This is a genomic window from Pseudomonas arabinosi (genome assembly GCF_047758675.1).
Taxonomy (GTDB): domain Bacteria; phylum Pseudomonadota; class Gammaproteobacteria; order Pseudomonadales; family Pseudomonadaceae; genus Aquipseudomonas; species Aquipseudomonas arabinosi.
Genome location: NZ_CP180480.1, coordinates 1,763,502 through 1,781,537, shown reverse-complemented (window position 1 = coordinate 1,781,537; position 18,036 = coordinate 1,763,502). Strand labels below are relative to the sequence as shown.

Here is an 18,036-nt window from a genome sequence, read left to right as displayed (position 1 = left end):
CGGTCATGGCGCCAGCCAGGATGACAATGGGGCATGCTATGGAGTGGCTTGGCTTGCGTTTCATTACAGAGCTGACGGCGAACGGCCAGGTAATACTCAACTGCACACATGACCCTTTTCTGGTACTGCTGGCCTATTTGGTCGCCTGTGTCGGCAGCTTTGCCACATTGGACATGGCCGAACGGGTCGGTCACGTGGAAAATCCAGCCTCGCAGCGGCTCTGGCGCTGGGTCGGCGCCAGTTGCCTGGCGGGCGGAATCTGGGCCATGCACTTCATTGGCATGCTAGCGTTTCAGGCGCCGATCGACATTCAATATGACTTACCCATCACTCTCCTTTCTCTGTTGATCGCCCTGCTCGCCTCGTGGCTGGCCATGCATACGCTCAGTCATCCCCGCCTGAGTTTTTGGCAATATCTCCAGGCTTCGATCTGCATCGGCCTGGGCATCGCCACCATGCATTACGTGGGCATGACCGCCATGCGTTCGAGTGCGGTGGCCTATTACCAACCCACGCTATTCGCCCTCTCCATTGTGATCGCCATCGGTGCCAGCCTTGCAGCCCTGCTGATATCAAGTCATCTGCGCGACGGCACCGGGCTGTTCCATCAACTGCTCAAATACAGCGCCAGCCTGGTGCTCGGGGCAGGCATCATCTGCATGCACTTCACCGGCATGGCTGCCTTCAATCTGGTGCTGCCCGCCGACAGCCTCCAGCCGCTGCCCGGCGTAAACAATCATCTGCAACTGGGTCTGACGGTGGCGGTCATGACGCTGCTGATCATCGGCAGCAGCATCAGCGCGGCGCTGGCGGACAAGAAGCTGCAAAACAAGGAGCGCGACCTGCAACGGGTCAACGCCCTGCTCAGTCAACTGGACCAGGCGAGGATGTCGTTACAACAGGTGGCGCACTACGACGCCCTGACCAACCTGATCAACCGTCGTGGCTTCAACCAGCTTTTTGCCGAGAAACTCATCGAGAAAACCAACGAAGGCGGCATGCTGGCGGTGCTGTTCCTGGACATCGACCATTTCAAGCGGATCAACGACAGCCTCGGCCATGATGCCGGCGACGAATTGCTCAAAGTATTGGCCAGCCACATCAAGGGTTCGGTGCGCAGCCACGAAGACGTGGTGGCGCGTTTCGGCGGTGACGAATTCTGCATCCTCATCGGCCTGCACGATCGTGAAGAAGCGCGGCACATGGCCCAACGCATCATGCTGAAAATGCAGGAGCCCATCGAGCTGTCCGGGCGGCGCATGGTCATGACCACCAGTATCGGCATCAGCTTGTTTCCGGACGATGGCAAGACCTGTGAAGAGTTGCTGAAAAACGCTGACCTGGCGCTTTATCAGTCCAAGGACAGCGGACGCAATGGCCTGAATTTCTTCAGCGAAGACCTGAAAACCCGCGCAACGCTGGAACTGCAACTGGAAGAAGAACTGCGCCACGCCCTGCGCGAAAACACCGGATTGATGCTCTATTACCAACCGATCTACGACCTGAAAACCGGCCAGGTCAGCAAGCTTGAAGCGCTGATCCGCTGGCAACATCCGGTTCACGGTCTGCTGGCACCGGACCGGTTCATTGCCATCGCCGAGGCCAACGGCCTGATCGCCGAACTGGACCACTGGGTCCTGCGCAAAGCCTGTGAGGATCTGGGCGAGTTGTCGCGTCAGGGTTGCGAAGAACTCCACATCGCCGTGAACTGCTCGCCCCTGAACCTGGCGCGCGAAGAATTGGCCGATGAAATCGAACACGCACTGCGGCGCGCCGGAGTGGCGCCGCAGCGGCTGGAACTGGAAGTGACCGAGAACGCGTTGATGGGCAACATCGCCAACACCGCGGTGTTGCTGCGCCAGATTCGCGCCCTCGGCGTTTCACTGTCGATTGACGACTTCGGCACCGGTTATTCCTCTCTGGCCTACCTCAAGCGCCTACCACTCAATACGCTGAAGATCGACCGCTCGTTCATTCAGGACATTCCCACGGCCACCCAGGACATGGAAATCGTTCAAGCGATCATCGTCATGGCCCACACGCTGCATCTGCAGGTGGTGACCGAAGGCGTCGAAACCCTTGAGCAATACGAGTTTCTGGAGCGTAACGGCTGCGACTTCGTGCAGGGCTACTTGCTCAGTCGTCCGGTACCGCTGGCGCAATTGCGTCCCGTACTGAGCGAAATCAACCAGCGCAAGCACTCGCACACTGTCAGCCCTTTGAGTCTGGCTCGCGGTACAGCTGCACTAGCGTCGACGGATCTTTTTCCAGGAATCCCTGGCTCCCATGCAGTCGCATCAATTGTGCGGCCAGTCCACTGATCGGCGTGGCCGAGCCTTGCTCACGGGAAAACTTCACCGCGGTGTCGAGGTCCTTGAGCAGCGTGCGCACATGCCATTTCACCGGCTCGAAACGGCTTTCGGCCATTTGCGGAGCAAGGATCTGCAACGGTTTTGAATCGGCGAAACCGCCGGCCAGAGCCTCGGCGATCAGACGAGCGTCGACGCCGGAACGCTCGGCCAATGCCACGACTTCGGCGATCACCAGCGCGTTGCAGGCGACGATCATCTGATTACAAGCCTTGGTCACCTGCCCCGCTCCAACGGCGCCCATGTGAGTCACGCGCTGGCCGAGGCTCAACAGCACGGGCCTGACGCGCTCAAGATCCGCCGTTTCACCGCCCACCATGATCGCCAGGCTGCCGGCCTCGGCACCGACCACTCCGCCGGACACGGGTGCATCCAGCCAGCTCATGCCGGTTTGGCTGACCAGCGCTGTCGCCATTTCCCGCGTCTCGGTAGGTTCCAGGCTGGAAAAATCCACCAGTAATTGACCGCTTTTCGCACCTTGCGCAATCCCTGCCGCGCCAAACACCACCTCACGCACCACCGATGTGTCCGCCAGACACAACATCACCACGTCGGCGTGCCGGCACAGCTCAGCTGGCGTGGCGACCTGTCGTGCACCGGCCTCGACCAACGGCGCGCACTTGGCTGGATTGCGGTTCCACACCGTCAGCGGATAACCCGCTGCCAGCAAGCGCTGGCACATTGGCAGGCCCATCAGGCCGACCCCGGCAAACCCGAGCGAAGGTAACGTTGCCATCATTTGGCCTCCTTTTGATTAAAGATCATCGAATATTGGCCGATTCATCATGACTTAGGAAAGGATTCCCCCGAGCGATGCTCAGGCCACGGCCCTGACGCTTGGGCCAAATACGCGCTAAAAAAAAACGCGAGATCCCATCCGTGATGGTTCGACGACATCGTGTCGCCCAACCAACCAGCCCAGGCACATGGCGCACAATGACTTCTAAAAACAATCCGGCCCCTGCGATATCCGATCTGACGTTGAGCCCCGCGGCATACAGCCCCGCACCATCGAAGCCATTGACGCCATCGCGCCCGCTGGCCACTCAGCAATACCTGTACTTCACCGAAACCAATACCGACCGCATCCTCGATAACCTCGACGGTCTGCGCGACATGGTGTTCCCGCGCCCACCGCATCTGGAAGGCGACAGCGAACATCACAGCGATCAGGAATTCCCGTCGGTGTGCCTGATCGGCCTGGGCCGCTGCGGTTCGAACATCGCGCTGGACGTCGCGGAGCTGGTGTACAACGCCCGCAAGTTCTACCTCAACGAATTCAATAACGAAGATCGCCTGTCGCCGGACAAGCGCTTCGCCGAAAAGGGCTACAGCCCGGCACAGTGGATTCGCAACAACCTGCGCCTGGGGCCGAACAAGGCCACCAAACCGGTGTTCCTGGTAGAACCGCTGGTCATGCTCGGCGACCTGGACAAAGACATCGCCGGCCGCATCCGCTTCTCGCGCAAGGGCGAAAAAAGCGGCTTCCTGCGCGACTACAGCAAAATGAAAATCATGGACTTGTCGGAAGTCCACGCCGGTGGCGCCGGTAACGCGCCGATCCTCGGCCAATACCTGGCCAAGATCATCCTGAACAAGGACACCCAGCGTTTCTCCAGCCCTGACTGGAAGATGATCCACTCGTACCTGATCGACAGCTGCGGGATCAAGGCCAACCAGTCGCGCCTGTACTTCTCCATCTTCAGTGCCGGTGGCGGTACCGGTTCGGGCATGGCCTCGGAATTCGGTCTGGCCCAGCAGCACTCGTACATGAACAAGACGTTCGACACCAAGCCGATGGACGAGCACGACAGCAAGAGCGGTCATTCCTTCGTCTTCGAGCCGATCTTCACCAGCGGCATTTGCGTGTTGCCGAACATTTCCGATCACCGCAGCGAAATGTCCGAGGCGCTGCACATCAACGCCGGTCGCCTGCTGTGCAAATACCTGTCGGAAGAGTGGGACTTCTCCTACAACTTCGACAATGAAGACAGCAGCGAAGCCAGCGTCATGGGCCGTATCCGCCCATGGAACGCGATGATGCTGATCTCTAACGACATCATGCGTTATGCCGAAGAAAGCGATGACGGCAACATTCAGAACATCGACGTCAACGCGATGGAAAAGCACGCTAACCAATACATCTCACAGCAGATCTTCAACATTCTGACGGCGCAAGCGGTCACCACCGACTACGACCAGAACTATTTCCGTCGCGCCGGCATCGACATTGGCGAAACCATTCGCCTGGACGCCAACGACCTGTTCATGAGCCTGGCCGGCCCCGTCGCCATTGCCTACGCCGAGTCCGTGGTGCCGGAAACCCCGCCACCGAGCAGCGACAAGTTCAAAGTGTTCGAGAAAGAACCGCAGCGCCTGAACATCGATGACCTGTTCTTCCGTTCCATCGACTTGCCGCACTTCAACAAAGTGACCCAGGCGATCGAAGGCATCAGCCTGTTGCCGATCGAATCCAAGCGCTATCGCGCCTCGCTGGAGCAGTACAAGAATTCGGGGTATGACGCGGCCGCGTTGCACGACCTGCACTTCTTCAAGAACTGCTCGTCGGTGGTCTCGATTGTTTCGCTGCCAAAGGACTACAAGCTGTCCTACATGGACTTGAACCGGTTGAAGACCCACCTCAACAGCCTGTTCCCGAACACCACGCTCAAGCGTTATGCGCTGGTCATCGGCGCCTCGGCCAACTTGTCGCTGACCACTCTGATCGCCAAGAGCCCGTGCCTGTCGGACGATTTCCTGACGCTGATCGTGGCCTTCATCAAGCGTTGCTTCGCGAAAAACCCGTACCGCTTTGACGAGACCCTGGATAACTCGATCCTGGACTTCATCATTAATGAAGAGTTCGACGAGGACCGGATCGACGAGCTGCTCAATGAATTCGAGAACCCGGCGAAGATCCTCGACACCAACTGGTACGCGATCAAACCGATGTACGAGAAGAAGTACCGCGAGCTGATCAACGACAAAGACAAGTTCGTCTCGATCAATGACATTCGTCTATCCCGGGACTGCGTGAAGAAGTCGATCAAGTACTTGCGCGAGATTTACCGTCACCGGATTGGCAAGACCAAGGTTATTTCGCTGAATAACCATACCGGTAAGACCGCTTAATCAGCGGCGCCCCGATCGCGAGCAAGCTCGCTCCCACAGGGATCGCGTTCTTTCTGAAGAAACGCGGTCAACTGTGGGAGCGAGCCTGCTCGCGATGGCGACCTCACATTCACTACAAATCCAACATTCAGAAACAATTAAGCAGCCATAAGGCTGCTCAATAAACTGTTCCCGTTACGTTTACGTCACCCTCGCCAAGACCCTTCTGTGGCCTTTCTCTACGGCAACATGCCATCACGCTACTCGGCTACACACTTTTGCCTGACACAGTCGCGCACCAATAGAGTGCGAGCCTTCAGTTCGTCGCCCTTTCCTGGATCAGAATCCACGGCGAAACGACCACTGCCCACAGCTCCGGATCGCGTTCGAAAAGATCCAGCGCCCGCGTTTCAGACAGCTTGGCGACCTTGTCGGCGGCCAGCCAGGCAGCCACTTTCTCGCCTTCGTCGGTGGCGACTGCCTCCGCTGCAGCAATCAAATCCAGGCCGGGGTCGACCCACAATAGGGCACCCTTGGCGAAGAACGGCTCCAGCTCCTTCCAGGTAATAGATGCGGTTTCACCAAGCAGCTTGGCATAGAGGGTGCTAGGTTCTTGAGTCATGGGTCCTGTCCGGAAAAGAAATCGACGTAATCATAACGTTGGTGGTCTGGCAGAAAAACCCGGATGCAATTGAGTTAACGATTGAAAACAGCAGGAAAGCCAAGGATTGCTGATATTTCAGCTATAACCCCCGCCGCCATTCTGTCTTTTTCTTTCAAAAAAGCGACACCCTCTGATTTTGCCCCCTGGCGCCAGCTTCCCAGGCTAACAATTGGCGCTCTACACTGTACCGGTACAGTTGTCGGGGGCATTTTCCGGAGGATATCGAAGATATCTGACCCGGTTCTGCTGCTACGGCGCCAGGACTATAAAAACTACAACAGTAAGAGTGGAGCACTATGACTAAGGCTACTAAGCAGATTTCCAAACTGTTTGCCGCTATGGTTCTGGCCGGGGTTGCCAGCCATTCGTTCGCAGCTGACACCATCAAGATCGGCATCGCCGGCCCTAAAACCGGCCCTGTAGCCCAATACGGCGACATGCAGTTCAGTGGCGCCAAAATGGCCATCGAACAGATCAACGCCAAAGGCGGCGTAGACGGCAAGAAACTCGAAGCCGTTGAATACGATGACGCCTGTGATCCAAAACAAGCGGTCGCGGTCGCGAACAAAGTCGTCAACGACGGCGTCAAGTTCGTGGTCGGTCACCTGTGCTCCAGCTCCACTCAACCGGCTTCGGACATTTACGAAGACGAAGGCGTGATCATGATCACCCCGGCTGCCACCAGCCCGGACATCACTTCCCGTGGTTACAAAATGGTGTTCCGCACCATCGGTCTGGACAGCGCCCAAGGCCCTGCCGCCGGTAACTACATTGCCGACTTCGTAAAACCGAAAATCGTTGCTGTTCTGCACGACAAACAGCAATACGGTGAAGGCATCGCCACCGCCGTGAAGAAAACCCTGGAAAGCAAAAACGTCAAGGTTGCCGTGTTCGAAGGCATCAACGCCGGCGACAAAGACTTCTCCTCGATGATCTCCAAGCTCAAGCAAGCCAACGTCGACTTCGTCTACTACGGCGGCTACCACCCGGAGCTGGGTCTGATCCTGCGTCAAGCCCAGGAAAAAGGCCTGAAAGCCAAGTTCATGGGTCCGGAAGGCGTGGGTAACGACTCCATTTCGCAGATCGCCAAAGACGCTTCCGAAGGTCTGCTGGTAACCCTGCCGAAATCCTTCGACCAGGATCCGGCCAACATCGCCCTGGCTGATGCGTTCAAAGCCAAGAAAGAAGACCCGAGCGGTCCATTCGTGTTCCCGGCCTACTCGGCTGTGACCGTGATTGCCGACGGCATCAAGGCTGCCAAGAGCGAAGACGCTACCAAAGTGGCTGAAGCCATCCACGCCGGCACTTTCAAAACCCCGACTGGCGACCTGAGCTTCGACGCCAAGGGCGACCTGAAAGACTTCAAATTTGTGGTTTACGAGTGGCACTTCGGCAAACCTAAAACTGAAGCCAAGCCTCAGTAAGGCGTTGCCTGACTGACTGCCAATAAAGCCCACGGCGTGCCGTGGGCTTTGTTTTACGAACGTATTGGGCCGCGCTGGCGTGATCCGCCAGTCTCCCCACCTGAAAATCTCAAAACCGTCATCAGCGGTTCGCTGGCAAATCTCGAATTCGAAGTGGGTGCAGATCCACGGGGTTCGAGCGGGAAAATGACTCCACCAGTGAAATGCGTATCAGGTTTTTAGGAGCGCTGTAATGCCTGACATCTATCACTTTTTCCAACAGCTGGTTAATGGTCTCACCATTGGCAGCACGTATGCCCTGATCGCCATCGGCTATACGATGGTTTACGGCATCATTGGAATGATCAACTTCGCCCACGGCGAGGTGTACATGATTGGCTCCTATGTGGCGTTCATTGCCATTGCGGGCCTGACCATGATGGGACTCGACAGTGTTCCACTGTTGATGACCGCTGCTTTTCTCGCGACCATCGTCGTGACCAGTGCCTACGGCTACAGCATCGAACGGATCGCCTACCGCCCCCTGCGCGGCAGCAACCGTCTGATCCCGCTGATTTCCGCCATCGGCATGTCGATCTTCCTGCAGAACACGGTTCTGCTGGCGCAAGACTCCAAGGACAAATCCATCCCCAACCTGATCCCCGGTAACATCTCCTTCGGGCCAGGTGGCGCACATGAAGTGCTGATTTCCTACATGCAAATCGTGGTGTTCGTGGTGACCTTTGTCGCCATGCTCGGCCTGACGCTGTTCATCTCCCGCTCTCGCCTGGGTCGCGCCTGCCGCGCCTGTGCCGAAGACATCAAGATGGCCAACCTCTTGGGTATCAACACCAACAACATCATCGCCCTGACCTTCGTTATCGGTGCCGCTCTGGCGGCCATCGCAGCCGTGCTGCTGAGCATGCAATACGGCGTGATCAACCCGAACGCCGGTTTCCTGGTCGGCCTCAAGGCCTTCACCGCAGCGGTATTGGGCGGTATCGGCAGCATCCCCGGCGCCATGCTCGGCGGGATCGTGCTCGGGGTGGCGGAAGCCTTTGGTGCCGATATCTTCGGCGACCAGTACAAGGACGTTGTGGCGTTCGGTCTATTGGTTCTGGTGTTGTTGTTCCGGCCAACCGGCCTGTTGGGCCGCCCGGAGGTTGAAAAAGTATGACTAGGAATCTTAAACAGGCGTTGTTCAGCGCCTTGCTGGTGTGGGCCGTGGCCTACCCGGTACTCGGTCTGAAACTGACCATTGTCGGCATCAACCTCGAAGTCCATGGCACCAGCAACGCAACCCTGATCACCATCGCCGTGTGCTCGGTGCTGATGTTCCTGCGGGTGCTGTTCGACCAGCAGATCAGCTCGGCCTGGCGGTCTTCGCCAAGCATGCCGCTGATTCCGGCCAAGGCCAGCAACTTCCTGACCCTGCCGACCACCCAGCGCTGGATCATCATTGCGTTGATCGCCGGTGCGCTGGTCTGGCCGTTCTTCGGTTCTCGCGGGGCGGTGGATATCGCCACCCTGGTGCTGATCTACGTGATGCTCGGCCTGGGCCTGAACATCGTGGTCGGCCTGGCCGGCCTGCTCGACCTTGGCTACGTCGGCTTCTACGCCGTCGGCGCCTACAGTTATGCATTGCTGTCGCATTACTACGGTCTGAGCTTCTGGATCTGCCTGCCGATTGCCGGCCTGATGGCAGCCACCTTCGGCTTCCTGCTCGGCTTCCCGGTGCTGCGTTTGCGTGGTGACTACCTGGCGATCGTGACCCTGGGCTTCGGTGAAATCATCCGTCTGTTCCTGCGTAACCTGACCGGCCTCACGGGCGGTCCGAACGGCATCAGCAACATCGAGAAACCGACGTTCTTCGGTCTGACCTTCGAACGTAAAGCAGCCGAAGGCATGCAGACCTTCCATGAGTACTTCGGCCTGGCGTACAACTCGATCAACAAGGTGATTTTCCTTTACCTGGTTGCGTTGTTCCTGGCACTGGCTGCGCTGTTCGTCATCAACCGTTTGCTGCGCATGCCTCTGGGCCGCGCGTGGGAAGCGCTGCGTGAAGACGAAATTGCCTGCCGTGCACTGGGTCTCAATCCTACGGTTATCAAGCTGTCGGCCTTCACCCTGGGCGCCAGCTTCGCCGGTTTTGCCGGCAGCTTCTTCGCTGCACGTCAGGGCCTGGTGACACCGGAGTCCTTCACCTTCATCGAGTCGGCGATCATTCTCGCCATCGTCGTATTGGGTGGCATGGGCTCGCAACTGGGCGTGATTCTGGCTGCCGTGGTGATGATCCTGTTGCCTGAAATGATGCGTGAGTTCAGTGAGTACCGCATGTTGATGTTCGGCGCCTTGATGGTGCTGATGATGATCTGGCGTCCTCAAGGCCTGCTGCCCATGCAACGTCCTCACATGGAGCTGCGCAAATGAGCCGCGAGATCCTCAAAGTAGAAAACCTGAGCATGCGCTTCGGCGGCTTGTTGGCGGTCAACGGCGTAGCCCTGAGCGTGAAGGAAAAACAGGTCGTGGCACTGATCGGCCCCAACGGCGCCGGCAAGACCACCGTGTTCAACTGCCTGACCGGCTTCTATCAGCCGAGTGGCGGCAGCATCCTGCTGGACGGCGAGCCGATCCAGGGCCTGCCCGGCCACAAGATCGCCCTCAAAGGCGTGGTGCGCACCTTCCAGAACGTGCGGCTGTTCAAGGACATGACCGCGGTCGAGAACCTCTTGATCGCCCAGCACCGTCACCTGAACACCAACTTCCTGGCAGGCCTGTTCAAGACCCCGTCGTTCCGCAAGAGCGAACGCGAGGCCATGGAGTTCGCCGAGTTCTGGCTGGACAAGGTCAACCTCACGGCGTTCGCCAACCGTCCGGCTGGCACCCTGGCCTACGGTCAGCAACGTCGCCTGGAGATCGCTCGCTGCATGATGACCCGCCCGCGGATCCTCATGCTCGACGAACCGGCCGCCGGCCTGAACCCGAAGGAAACCGAAGACCTGAAGGCGCTGATCAGCATGCTGCGTGAAGAGCACAACGTCACCGTGCTGCTGATTGAACACGACATGAAACTGGTCATGAGCATTTCCGACCACATCGTCGTGATCAACCAGGGCACCCCTCTGGCCGACGGCACGCCGGAACAGATCCGTGACAATCCCGAAGTGATCAAAGCCTACCTGGGGGAAGCGTAAATGCTGCAATTCGAAAACGTTTCCACCTTCTACGGCAAGATCCAAGCCCTGCACAGCGTCAACGTGGAAATCCGCCAGGGCGAAATCGTCACCCTGATCGGTGCCAACGGCGCGGGCAAATCCACCTTGCTGATGACGCTTTGCGGTTCGCCGCAAGCCCACAGCGGCAGCATCAAGTACATGGGTGAAGAGCTCGTGGGGCAGTCCTCGGCGCAGATCATGCGCAAGAGCATCGCCGTGGTTCCGGAAGGTCGTCGGGTGTTTGCCCGTCTGACCGTGGAAGAAAACCTCGCCATGGGCGGTTTCTTCACCGACAAGGGCGATTATCAGGAACAGATGGACAAGGTCCTCGGACTTTTCCCACGCCTGAAAGAACGCTTCGCCCAGCGCGGCGGCACCATGTCCGGCGGCGAACAGCAAATGCTCGCCATCGGCCGTGCGCTGATGAGCAAACCCAAGCTGTTGCTGCTCGACGAACCTTCGCTGGGCCTGGCACCGATCATCATCCAGCAGATCTTCGACATCATCGAACAGCTGCGCAAGGACGGTGTGACGGTGTTCCTGGTGGAGCAAAACGCCAACCAGGCGCTGAAAATCGCTGACCGTGCGTACGTTTTGGAGAACGGCCGGGTGGTGATGACAGGCTCTGGGGAGGCGCTGCTGACTGATCCGAAAGTGCGCGAAGCGTACCTGGGCGGTTGAGCCTTTGCGGTAAACAAAAAAACGGCCTTCGGGCCGTTTTTTTATTGCAGATAATCTGCCAATACCTGGGGTATCGGCAGATCGGGTTTTGCCGCTGAACAGCCTCAGTACGGATTGCAGTACTTCGCTACGGCCGTGGCTTGGTCGACGTATGGCCGCGCCGGTTCAAGATTCCACTCGGGTTTGTTCCTGACAGGCTTGCCGTCGTAGGTTGCCGCCAGATGGCAAACCATTTGCCGGCGGAGTGACCCGCCATTGACGCTGTACTGCCGCCATTGCTCATCGTCTTTATGTTTGTTGTACAGCTCGGCAAACATTCTGTCGGTCTGATCATCCTTGATAGCGCGGCCGCAAGCGGTAGGCACCACCACGAGCGACCAGGTGTCCGGCCCAAGTTCCGGATCGGGACGTTTTACCCAGGTGCTTGATTCGATGTACTTGTCACAGAATTGTTGCGTCGGCGGCGGCGTGGTTTTGACGCACGAGAAGGTGGCCTTGCTGACCGGGGTTTTGGGGAAATCAATCTTGACGATGTTGCGATCCTTGCCTGTCTTGGCTTTATAGTCCCGCTGATTGGCCAAGGCATCGTTCAAACCACGTTGATCGCTGTAAAAAAACGCCAGAATCGGTAGTTCGTCGGTTTTAGGGTTACCCAGGCGCAATTCTGTCTGGGTTTGAAACTCACGGCTATTGATGACTTTCCGCGCCCCGATGAAGTTGCGAAAGGCGTCTACCCGATCCTTGCTGCTCATGGGATTGCGCATATTGAAGCCACATTGCAACTGATCCTGGTTTTTGTCGTTGTTGAACTTTGTGAAATGCGCGACCCAGTCTTTCGCGTTCAAGATAGGTGGCGGCATGGCCTGGCATACGGCTTCTGTCTGGACAGTGTTTTTGTTGTTTCCACAGCCTCGATCATCTCGATAGTCGGTCCAGGCGTCGTTAGGAAACGCACAGTAGACATGCACCGGAGTCTCGGGCTCGCGTACCAGATCTATCGGAGTGATGATGTAGCCGTTCTGAGTACTCATGCCTGGATCTGCATAGCTGATGCTATCGGCACGCATATAGGAAGCGGCGAAAGTACCCAGTTCTATTGCTTTCGGGCTTGGATTCCACACATCCCATTTCTGCCCCTTTGCCGGATCGGCCCGGTGAGTGCCCCTGATCATCAATCCCGAACAGTCCGACGCTGGATCCGGGCCGCAACTATCGACTGTTTTGTTGTACAACGTTTCAACCTTTTTCAGCGTCTCTTCGCATGACTCGGCATTGGCCCATGTCGTTTGCAAGAACAGCGCAAACATGAGAAATGGAGCGATCCTGCTCAGACGTTTTTTCATGGCTTGCATCTCCTTGATTAGCCAAAACACACCTTCAACGCGGGACCGGGTTGCAACCCGCGGCCCGCGTCTCGCTGTCCGACAAAGCGGGCCTGAAAGGCTCGAGATTCCAAGGCGTCTTGGTCCGGTAATTGGCCAGGACGCAGCTCAATTGCTGGCGCATGCTGCCGGCGAAATGTTCATTGTCACGCCAGTTGCTGTCTGCGCCTTTGAGGGCGAAAAGCTGGTCGTACAGAGCCCCGGCCTGCTCGTTGGACAAGGCGCGGCCCGTCGCCGTGGGCACCACACTCAAGGTCCATTCATCCTTGCGGGTACCGGGGTCGTAACGCTTGATCCAATCGGCAGAGGCGATGTATTGCGGTGCCTGAAGCGGCAGTGGATTGCAACCTGCCTTGGCCGCTTCCTGAGGACTGACGTTGGGACGGAAAGGCTCCAGGTTCCATTCGGTCTTGGCCGGATAGTTCTGGATCAGACAGCTCAGTTGCTGGCGCATGCTGCCCGGTGATTTCTCGTTGTCGCGCCACTGGCTATCGGCCCCACGCAGCTCGAACAGTTCCTTGTACAAGGCGTCCTGGTCGCTGGCCTGAATCGCCTTGCCGTGGGCGGTGGACGTGACCTTGAGGGACCATTCGTTTTTCTTGCTGCCCGGGTCGTAACGCTCGATCCAGGTGGCCTCAGCGACGTAGCTGGGCGCAGGTGCAACCGGCGTTGGCTGTGCACCGCTGGCCCTCGTCAGGTCTATCGCCTGGTCGGTGGCGATATAGCTGAAACGCTGCTCCGCCGGCTTGGTGAAATCCAGCCGCAGGATCGGCACGCTGTAGCCCTGGGCCTGGAGTTTTTTCTGGAAGTTGCGCGCGCTGTTCAGGCCATTCTCCTGTTTCGGTGGTGCCTGGTCACCGCGGGTAGCAAAGTTCCGCGTAGCGTTGACGTCGTAGATGAAGGCATCGATGTATTTCATGTTTTCGCTGCCGTCGTTGGTTGCCGAGGCATTCTTCAACATGAGCTCGTTGACCTGGCCACTGAAGGCGTAGGGGTCCTTGCTGGTGGGGTTCAGCCGGGACTCGTGAGTCCGGATCATGGCGTTCCAGTCGCTGGGTTTTTCCGCGTTCCAGGAGCACTGACTGGTTTGGATCGGTCCCTTCATCAACCCGGTGTATTTCCGGGTCCATTGCTCGTCGGTGCTCACCCCGGCTTCAGCGCAGGTACCGTAAGCCAAGGCGGAATTGCGGTTGTTCATCACGCCTTGGGCCGCACGCGGCGGCTCGCGGCTGTCGAAAAAGCCGCAGCCGTACCACTTGCGCTCCGGTCCCGTACCGCCATCGAAGGCGTAGATGCAGGTCCAGCCCTGCTCCTTGACCGGCAGGTTCAACGCCGCGGCATCTGTTGGAGTTCGCAGGATGAAACCGGCCGGGTGAATGAGGATTCGGGTGCTCAGATCCTTGCGGATCCATGAATAGGACGTCGCGCCGATCTTGATCGCGTAGGGGCTGTAGTCCCAGGGGTTGAAGGGCCCGTCGTTGACCATGCGCAAGGTCACGCCGCTGCAGTAGTAGAGACCGCGCGCGGCGCCGGTATCGGGTTCCTGGCAAGCGTCCTTAAGGGTGTTGTAGTTGTGGTTGATACGCTTAAGAGTGTCGAGCGGATCGAGCAGCGGCTGGGCTGCAACCGTACAGAACATCAAGGGCAGAGTGCAGGCCAGGGCAAAAAACGAACGCATGGCTGCGTACATTACCGACCTCAAGGTCTGCCTTTCGGTGACAAGCGACCCGCTCTCGCCACCCGCAAACTTCAAAGTCCACGGCAACTTCGAACCTGAGTCTGATTGATCGTCCGTCATGAGACACCGTCCTTGGCACATGAGGCCCGGGAGAATGGGCCGTACAGGCGACTATGGAACACCCTCGACAGGCGGTTGGCTACTGTCAGAAATAACAGGTAAGCGCTGTTTTACGACGAACGGTCGCTTGGTATTTGAGCCAGTTTGTTGTTCAAAAAACCTGCAGGAACACCCGCCCCAAGGCCCGCTGATCAACGTTTACGGCAACGATACGGCGCCTCATCGAAGGTTTTGCACCCGCAGCCAGCGTGCCGTACCTGGCGGATGTCGCACGACTGGAACGCGCGGGTAATGACCTATCACGCCGACGATGCGCAGCCTTTGAGGAGCCTGCTGAATTCGGGCTTCGCCGTGGTCGCGATCTGGGCTGCCCATCAATTCGAAGCAACGCTGGCGGGAATTGATCTGAACCAGGAGCAGAATGGTTTTTTGGGTGTTTGGGAACGTGTGTTTAATCAGTGTCAGTGTTACTTCCTGCAAGCTACATCGCCTTGCGTCGTTGCCTACAGCTAAGCCAGAATCCGCCGGCTTGTGCGCCTCGGGCCTGGCCTCTATCGTTTCTCCGCCACTGCCCATCAGTGGTCGGGTTTAGTCGCTCGGTAGTTCTCCCGGATCGCATAAGTGCCAAAAAGTCAGGTCTTCCATCCCTGCGCTTGACGGTGGCTGTGTGCAGGGCGCCCTCGGGCGCGCCGATATCCGGGGGTCTCGATCGGTCGACTAACCTGTGCACAGCCGCCACCTTTTCGTTCAGTCGCGAGCGGGTTGCAGCCTCATATAGAGAGAACCCGTAAATGTTCAAGAACACCCCCAATCCCCCGCACAATCCCAGCCCGATGTTTGTCGTCGCGCCCGGTATCGATGTGCAAACCCTGCTGGCCCATGCCTGCGAATCACTAGCGTCGGCGAGTGTGATGGCCAGCAATTTTGCCGCCTTCCTGGAAGGTTCGCACCGCAACATGCTGCTCGGTATCCAGCAAAGCATCATGCTGGGTGAGCTGGCGGTGAATCGGGCGCTGGACACCCTCGACCCACAGGAATCCTGAGGCATCAACTAGCGCAGCCGATCCAGCGCTTCGCCGCTGCGCTTGAACCAGCCAATCAAGTAGTCCGCCAACACCTGCGTGCGCTTCGGCAAACCGCCCTGATACGGGTGAACCAGGTACATCGGCATGCGTCGGGTCTGATAGTCACGCAGGAGCCAGCGCAATCGCCCGTCAGCCAATTCCGCTTGCAGCAGGTACGACGGCAACCGCGCAATGCCGGCGCCGGCCAGTGCCGCTTTTTTCAGCAGGCTGTAATGGTTGCTGGCGAACGGTCCCGACACGCGAACCCGCAACAACTCGTGTTGCTGGTGATAGAGCCACTCTTCGCGACCGCTGTAATGACTGTTGAGCAGACAGCGGTGTTCAGCGAGTGCTTGAGGCGTCAACGGTTCGCCGTACTGCTCAAGGTAAGCCGGGCTCGCGCAGGTCATTTCGTGCCAGGCCAATAACGGGCGGGCCACAAGCCGCTCGTCATTGCCCACTTCGGAGCGAACCGCCAGATCAAACCCGTCGCGGGACAGATCACGGTAGTTGTTGCTCAGGTCCAGCTCGATCTGTACCTCGGGATATTTGCCAGAGAACTCCAGCAACAAGCCATCGAAGAAGGTTTCCCCCAGCGATACCGGAACCGTCATACGCACCGGACCAGCCATGTCGTCCTTCAGCCGCGCCAATGCCTGACGCGCCCTCTCGACCTGGACTACGAGCGCCTGGGCTTGCGGCAACAGCGCCGCACCCGCAGCGGTCAGGCTCAAACGGCGGGTGGTGCGTTGCAGCAGGACCACGGAAAACCGTGTTTCCAGCAGGCTGATGCGCTTGGACAATTGGCCCTTGCTACAGCCCAATTGTTGCGCCGCCAAGGTGAAACTCCCCGCTTCGATCAACACCGCAAACGCCGCCAGATCATCCATTTCGCTCATGGATTGTTTCCATTTGAAAACCAAAGGTTGCCTATTAGCACGCTTATCGATGGAAAAAACCACTCTAGACTTCAACCTCGTTTAACCACTTCGAGGAACAGCACGATGAAAATTCTTTTGATAGGCGCAGGCGGCACCATTGGTTCAGCGGTCGACAAGGAGTTGTCCGAGCGTCACGAGATCATCCGCATCGGCCGCACCAGCGGTGATTTCCATGTGGATATCAGCGACAGCGCTTCAATCCGCAAGCTGTTCGAACAAACCGGCAAGTTCGATGCACTGGTCTGCGCCGCCGGCAACGTGACCTTCGCCCCCCTCGATGAAATGACCGAAGAAAGCTTCGCGCTGGGCCTGAAAGACAAGTTGATGGGGCAGGTCAACCTGCTGTTGATCGGCCGCGAGTTCGCCAATGACGGCGCCTCGTTCACCTTCACCACTGGCGTGCTCAGCCACGATCCGATTCGCAGCGGCGCCTCGGCAGCGCTGGTCAATGGTGCCCTAGACAGCTTTGTCCGTGCCGCAGCGATCGAACTGCCTCGCGGCCTGCGCGTCAATTCGGTGAGCCCTAACGTACTGGTCGAGGCCATGGGCAAATACGCGCCGTATTTCCGTGGTTACAAACCGGTTCCGGCAGCGGATGTGGCATTGGCCTACGCCAAAAGCGTGGAAGGCCTGCAAACAGGTCAGACCTTTCACGTGGGCTAAACCCTTGTGATGAACGGTCAGGCTGAGTAACGTGGCGGCACTTGTCTGGAGACTCAAAGATGCGTGTTGCCCGTTCCTTAGTCCTTGTTGCCCTGCTTCCGTTGTTCGCCGCTTGCCAGTTTTTCGATGGCCCGCGTGAAAGTGCCTCCCACGTGGGCCAGACCCGCATGCAAGGCCAGTTGACGGCGGCTGATGGCAAGCTGTTGTTCCAGCCGTGCAATGAGCAGCGCAGTTATGTGGTCAACGACACCGGCGGCACCAGCGTCCTGCAAGAGGCCGCAACCCTGGCCGATGACCAAGGGAAGCTTTTTGCTGACGTACGCGGGCGGGTCGTCGATAGTCGCCTCGATCTTGCGCAGCTGTACCGCGTCGAGCGCTCGGGCACCGCGTGCAACGATCCGAATTTCAAAGTGCTTATCCTGCGCGCCGCCGGCCATGGGCCTGAGTGGAATGTGAAAGTCAGCGGCAAAGGCATGGTCATCGAGCGCGCCGGCCAGCCGCCATTGGCCGTGCCCTACGTTGAAGAGCAACTGGGCGATGGCCGCTTCAACCTCAGCACCGAAGCCAATAACCAGCACATCGAGTTGTGGGTCGCACCGCAACGTTGCGTCGACAGCAGCACCGGCAGTGTCCAGCACATGAGCGCCGAACTGCGCGTCGACGGCCAGGTTCAACGTGGCTGCGGGTATTTCGGCGGATCGCGTAACGACTGATCGTTTTAGCCTCACGGGAATCATTCGTTGAG

The 18,036-nt window shown here is 58.3% G+C and carries 15 protein-coding genes and 1 pseudogene; 11 read left to right on the top strand and 5 right to left on the bottom strand.

Annotated features, from left to right (window positions below):
* Window positions 1–38 precede the first annotated feature (38 nt).
* Window positions 39–2,321 (top strand): putative bifunctional diguanylate cyclase/phosphodiesterase, encoded by a 2,283-nt coding sequence (locus ACMXYJ_RS08255; RefSeq protein ID WP_415759408.1) that lies wholly within the window; start codon window positions 39–41, stop codon window positions 2,319–2,321.
* On the opposite strand, the gene ACMXYJ_RS08250 is transcribed toward ACMXYJ_RS08255, so the two are convergent.
* Complete coding sequence (locus ACMXYJ_RS08250) at window positions 2,212–3,108, bottom strand: NAD(P)-dependent oxidoreductase (RefSeq protein WP_415759407.1); 897 nt, start codon at window positions 3,106–3,108, stop codon at window positions 2,212–2,214. The genes ACMXYJ_RS08255 and ACMXYJ_RS08250 overlap by 110 nt on opposite strands.
* 197 nt (window positions 3,109–3,305) lie before the next feature.
* On the opposite strand from ACMXYJ_RS08250, the gene ACMXYJ_RS08245 reads away from it, so the two are divergent.
* Window positions 3,306–5,501, top strand: a complete 2,196-nt coding sequence (locus ACMXYJ_RS08245) for a hypothetical protein (RefSeq protein WP_415759406.1) — start codon at window positions 3,306–3,308, stop codon at window positions 5,499–5,501.
* A 295-nt stretch (window positions 5,502–5,796) separates the two neighbouring features.
* Here the strand turns inward: ACMXYJ_RS08245 and ACMXYJ_RS08240 are convergent, their stop codons facing one another.
* Window positions 5,797–6,102, bottom strand: a complete 306-nt coding sequence (locus ACMXYJ_RS08240) for a DUF2288 domain-containing protein (RefSeq protein ID WP_285430200.1) — start codon at window positions 6,100–6,102, stop codon at window positions 5,797–5,799.
* Window positions 6,103–6,440: 338 nt separating this feature from the next.
* Between ACMXYJ_RS08240 and ACMXYJ_RS08235 the strand changes: the two genes are divergently transcribed.
* From ACMXYJ_RS08235 to ACMXYJ_RS08215, 5 genes are all read left to right on the top strand, one after another.
* Complete coding sequence (locus ACMXYJ_RS08235) at window positions 6,441–7,568, top strand: branched-chain amino acid ABC transporter substrate-binding protein (protein ID WP_415759405.1); 1,128 nt, start codon at window positions 6,441–6,443, stop codon at window positions 7,566–7,568.
* A gap of 232 nt (window positions 7,569–7,800) precedes the next feature.
* A complete protein-coding gene (livH, locus tag ACMXYJ_RS08230) occupies window positions 7,801–8,724 on the top strand; it encodes a high-affinity branched-chain amino acid ABC transporter permease LivH (RefSeq protein WP_095128022.1) in 924 nt (307 codons plus the stop codon).
* A complete protein-coding gene (locus ACMXYJ_RS08225; protein WP_307340688.1) occupies window positions 8,721–9,977 on the top strand; it encodes a high-affinity branched-chain amino acid ABC transporter permease LivM in 1,257 nt (418 codons plus the stop codon). The genes livH and ACMXYJ_RS08225 overlap by 4 nt, the downstream gene beginning before the upstream one ends.
* The gene (gene livG / locus ACMXYJ_RS08220; protein WP_415759404.1) at window positions 9,974–10,741 is read left to right on the top strand and encodes a high-affinity branched-chain amino acid ABC transporter ATP-binding protein LivG; all 768 of its coding nucleotides are present in this window, start codon (window positions 9,974–9,976) and stop codon (window positions 10,739–10,741) included. Before ACMXYJ_RS08225 ends, livG begins: the two co-directional genes overlap by 4 nt.
* Entirely contained in the window at window positions 10,742–11,443 is a 702-nt protein-coding gene (locus ACMXYJ_RS08215) for an ABC transporter ATP-binding protein (RefSeq protein ID WP_415759403.1), read from the top strand.
* Between the two features lie 104 nt (window positions 11,444–11,547).
* On the opposite strand, the gene ACMXYJ_RS08210 is transcribed toward ACMXYJ_RS08215, so the two are convergent.
* Together ACMXYJ_RS08210 and ACMXYJ_RS08205 are read right to left on the bottom strand one after the other, a co-directional pair.
* Window positions 11,548–12,786 (bottom strand): DUF2599 domain-containing protein, encoded by a 1,239-nt coding sequence (locus ACMXYJ_RS08210; RefSeq protein WP_415759402.1) that lies wholly within the window; start codon window positions 12,784–12,786, stop codon window positions 11,548–11,550.
* Window positions 12,787–12,820: 34 nt separating this feature from the next.
* Window positions 12,821–14,503 carry a DUF2599 domain-containing protein gene (locus ACMXYJ_RS08205; RefSeq protein ID WP_415759401.1) on the bottom strand — a complete coding sequence of 561 codons (1,683 nt, stop codon included), beginning with the start codon at window positions 14,501–14,503 and terminating at the stop codon, window positions 12,821–12,823.
* A 280-nt stretch (window positions 14,504–14,783) separates the two neighbouring features.
* On the opposite strand from ACMXYJ_RS08205, the pseudogene ACMXYJ_RS08200 reads away from it, so the two are divergent.
* Together ACMXYJ_RS08200 and ACMXYJ_RS08195 are read left to right on the top strand one after the other, a co-directional pair.
* Window positions 14,784–15,055, top strand: a pseudogene (locus tag ACMXYJ_RS08200) (DUF2063 domain-containing protein); the annotation flags it as partial.
* Window positions 15,056–15,414: 359 nt separating this feature from the next.
* Window positions 15,415–15,666 (top strand): DUF6124 family protein, encoded by a 252-nt coding sequence (locus ACMXYJ_RS08195; protein ID WP_415759400.1) that lies wholly within the window; start codon window positions 15,415–15,417, stop codon window positions 15,664–15,666.
* A gap of 8 nt (window positions 15,667–15,674) precedes the next feature.
* On the opposite strand, the gene ACMXYJ_RS08190 is transcribed toward ACMXYJ_RS08195, so the two are convergent.
* A complete protein-coding gene (locus tag ACMXYJ_RS08190) occupies window positions 15,675–16,586 on the bottom strand; it encodes a LysR family transcriptional regulator (RefSeq protein ID WP_415759399.1) in 912 nt (303 codons plus the stop codon).
* 105 nt (window positions 16,587–16,691) lie between these two features.
* Here ACMXYJ_RS08190 and ACMXYJ_RS08185 point away from each other — a divergent pair, with 105 nt between their 5' ends.
* Together ACMXYJ_RS08185 and ACMXYJ_RS08180 are read left to right on the top strand one after the other, a co-directional pair.
* The gene (locus ACMXYJ_RS08185) at window positions 16,692–17,291 is read left to right on the top strand and encodes a short chain dehydrogenase (protein WP_415759398.1); all 600 of its coding nucleotides are present in this window, start codon (window positions 16,692–16,694) and stop codon (window positions 17,289–17,291) included.
* Window positions 17,292–17,350: 59 nt separating this feature from the next.
* Window positions 17,351–18,004 (top strand): COG3650 family protein, encoded by a 654-nt coding sequence (locus ACMXYJ_RS08180; protein WP_415759397.1) that lies wholly within the window; start codon window positions 17,351–17,353, stop codon window positions 18,002–18,004.
* Window positions 18,005–18,036: the final 32 nt, after the last annotated feature.

Coding starts and splice junctions, on each gene's coding strand:
- ACMXYJ_RS08255 (WP_415759408.1), top strand. CDS start 39: ATGGAGTGGCTTGGCTTGCGTTTCATTACAGAGCTGACGGCGAACGGC.
- ACMXYJ_RS08180 (WP_415759397.1), top strand. CDS start 17,351: ATGCGTGTTGCCCGTTCCTTAGTCCTTGTTGCCCTGCTTCCGTTGTTC.
- ACMXYJ_RS08185 (WP_415759398.1), top strand. CDS start 16,692: ATGAAAATTCTTTTGATAGGCGCAGGCGGCACCATTGGTTCAGCGGTC.
- ACMXYJ_RS08250 (WP_415759407.1), bottom strand. CDS start 3,108: ATGATGGCAACGTTACCTTCGCTCGGGTTTGCCGGGGTCGGCCTGATG.
- livH (WP_095128022.1), top strand. CDS start 7,801: ATGCCTGACATCTATCACTTTTTCCAACAGCTGGTTAATGGTCTCACC.
- ACMXYJ_RS08225 (WP_307340688.1), top strand. CDS start 8,721: ATGACTAGGAATCTTAAACAGGCGTTGTTCAGCGCCTTGCTGGTGTGG.
- ACMXYJ_RS08235 (WP_415759405.1), top strand. CDS start 6,441: ATGACTAAGGCTACTAAGCAGATTTCCAAACTGTTTGCCGCTATGGTT.
- ACMXYJ_RS08210 (WP_415759402.1), bottom strand. CDS start 12,786: ATGAAAAAACGTCTGAGCAGGATCGCTCCATTTCTCATGTTTGCGCTG.
- ACMXYJ_RS08195 (WP_415759400.1), top strand. CDS start 15,415: ATGTTCAAGAACACCCCCAATCCCCCGCACAATCCCAGCCCGATGTTT.
- ACMXYJ_RS08245 (WP_415759406.1), top strand. CDS start 3,306: ATGACTTCTAAAAACAATCCGGCCCCTGCGATATCCGATCTGACGTTG.
- ACMXYJ_RS08240 (WP_285430200.1), bottom strand. CDS start 6,102: ATGACTCAAGAACCTAGCACCCTCTATGCCAAGCTGCTTGGTGAAACC.
- ACMXYJ_RS08190 (WP_415759399.1), bottom strand. CDS start 16,586: ATGAGCGAAATGGATGATCTGGCGGCGTTTGCGGTGTTGATCGAAGCG.
- ACMXYJ_RS08215 (WP_415759403.1), top strand. CDS start 10,742: ATGCTGCAATTCGAAAACGTTTCCACCTTCTACGGCAAGATCCAAGCC.
- livG (WP_415759404.1), top strand. CDS start 9,974: ATGAGCCGCGAGATCCTCAAAGTAGAAAACCTGAGCATGCGCTTCGGC.
- ACMXYJ_RS08205 (WP_415759401.1), bottom strand. CDS start 14,503: ATGCGTTCGTTTTTTGCCCTGGCCTGCACTCTGCCCTTGATGTTCTGT.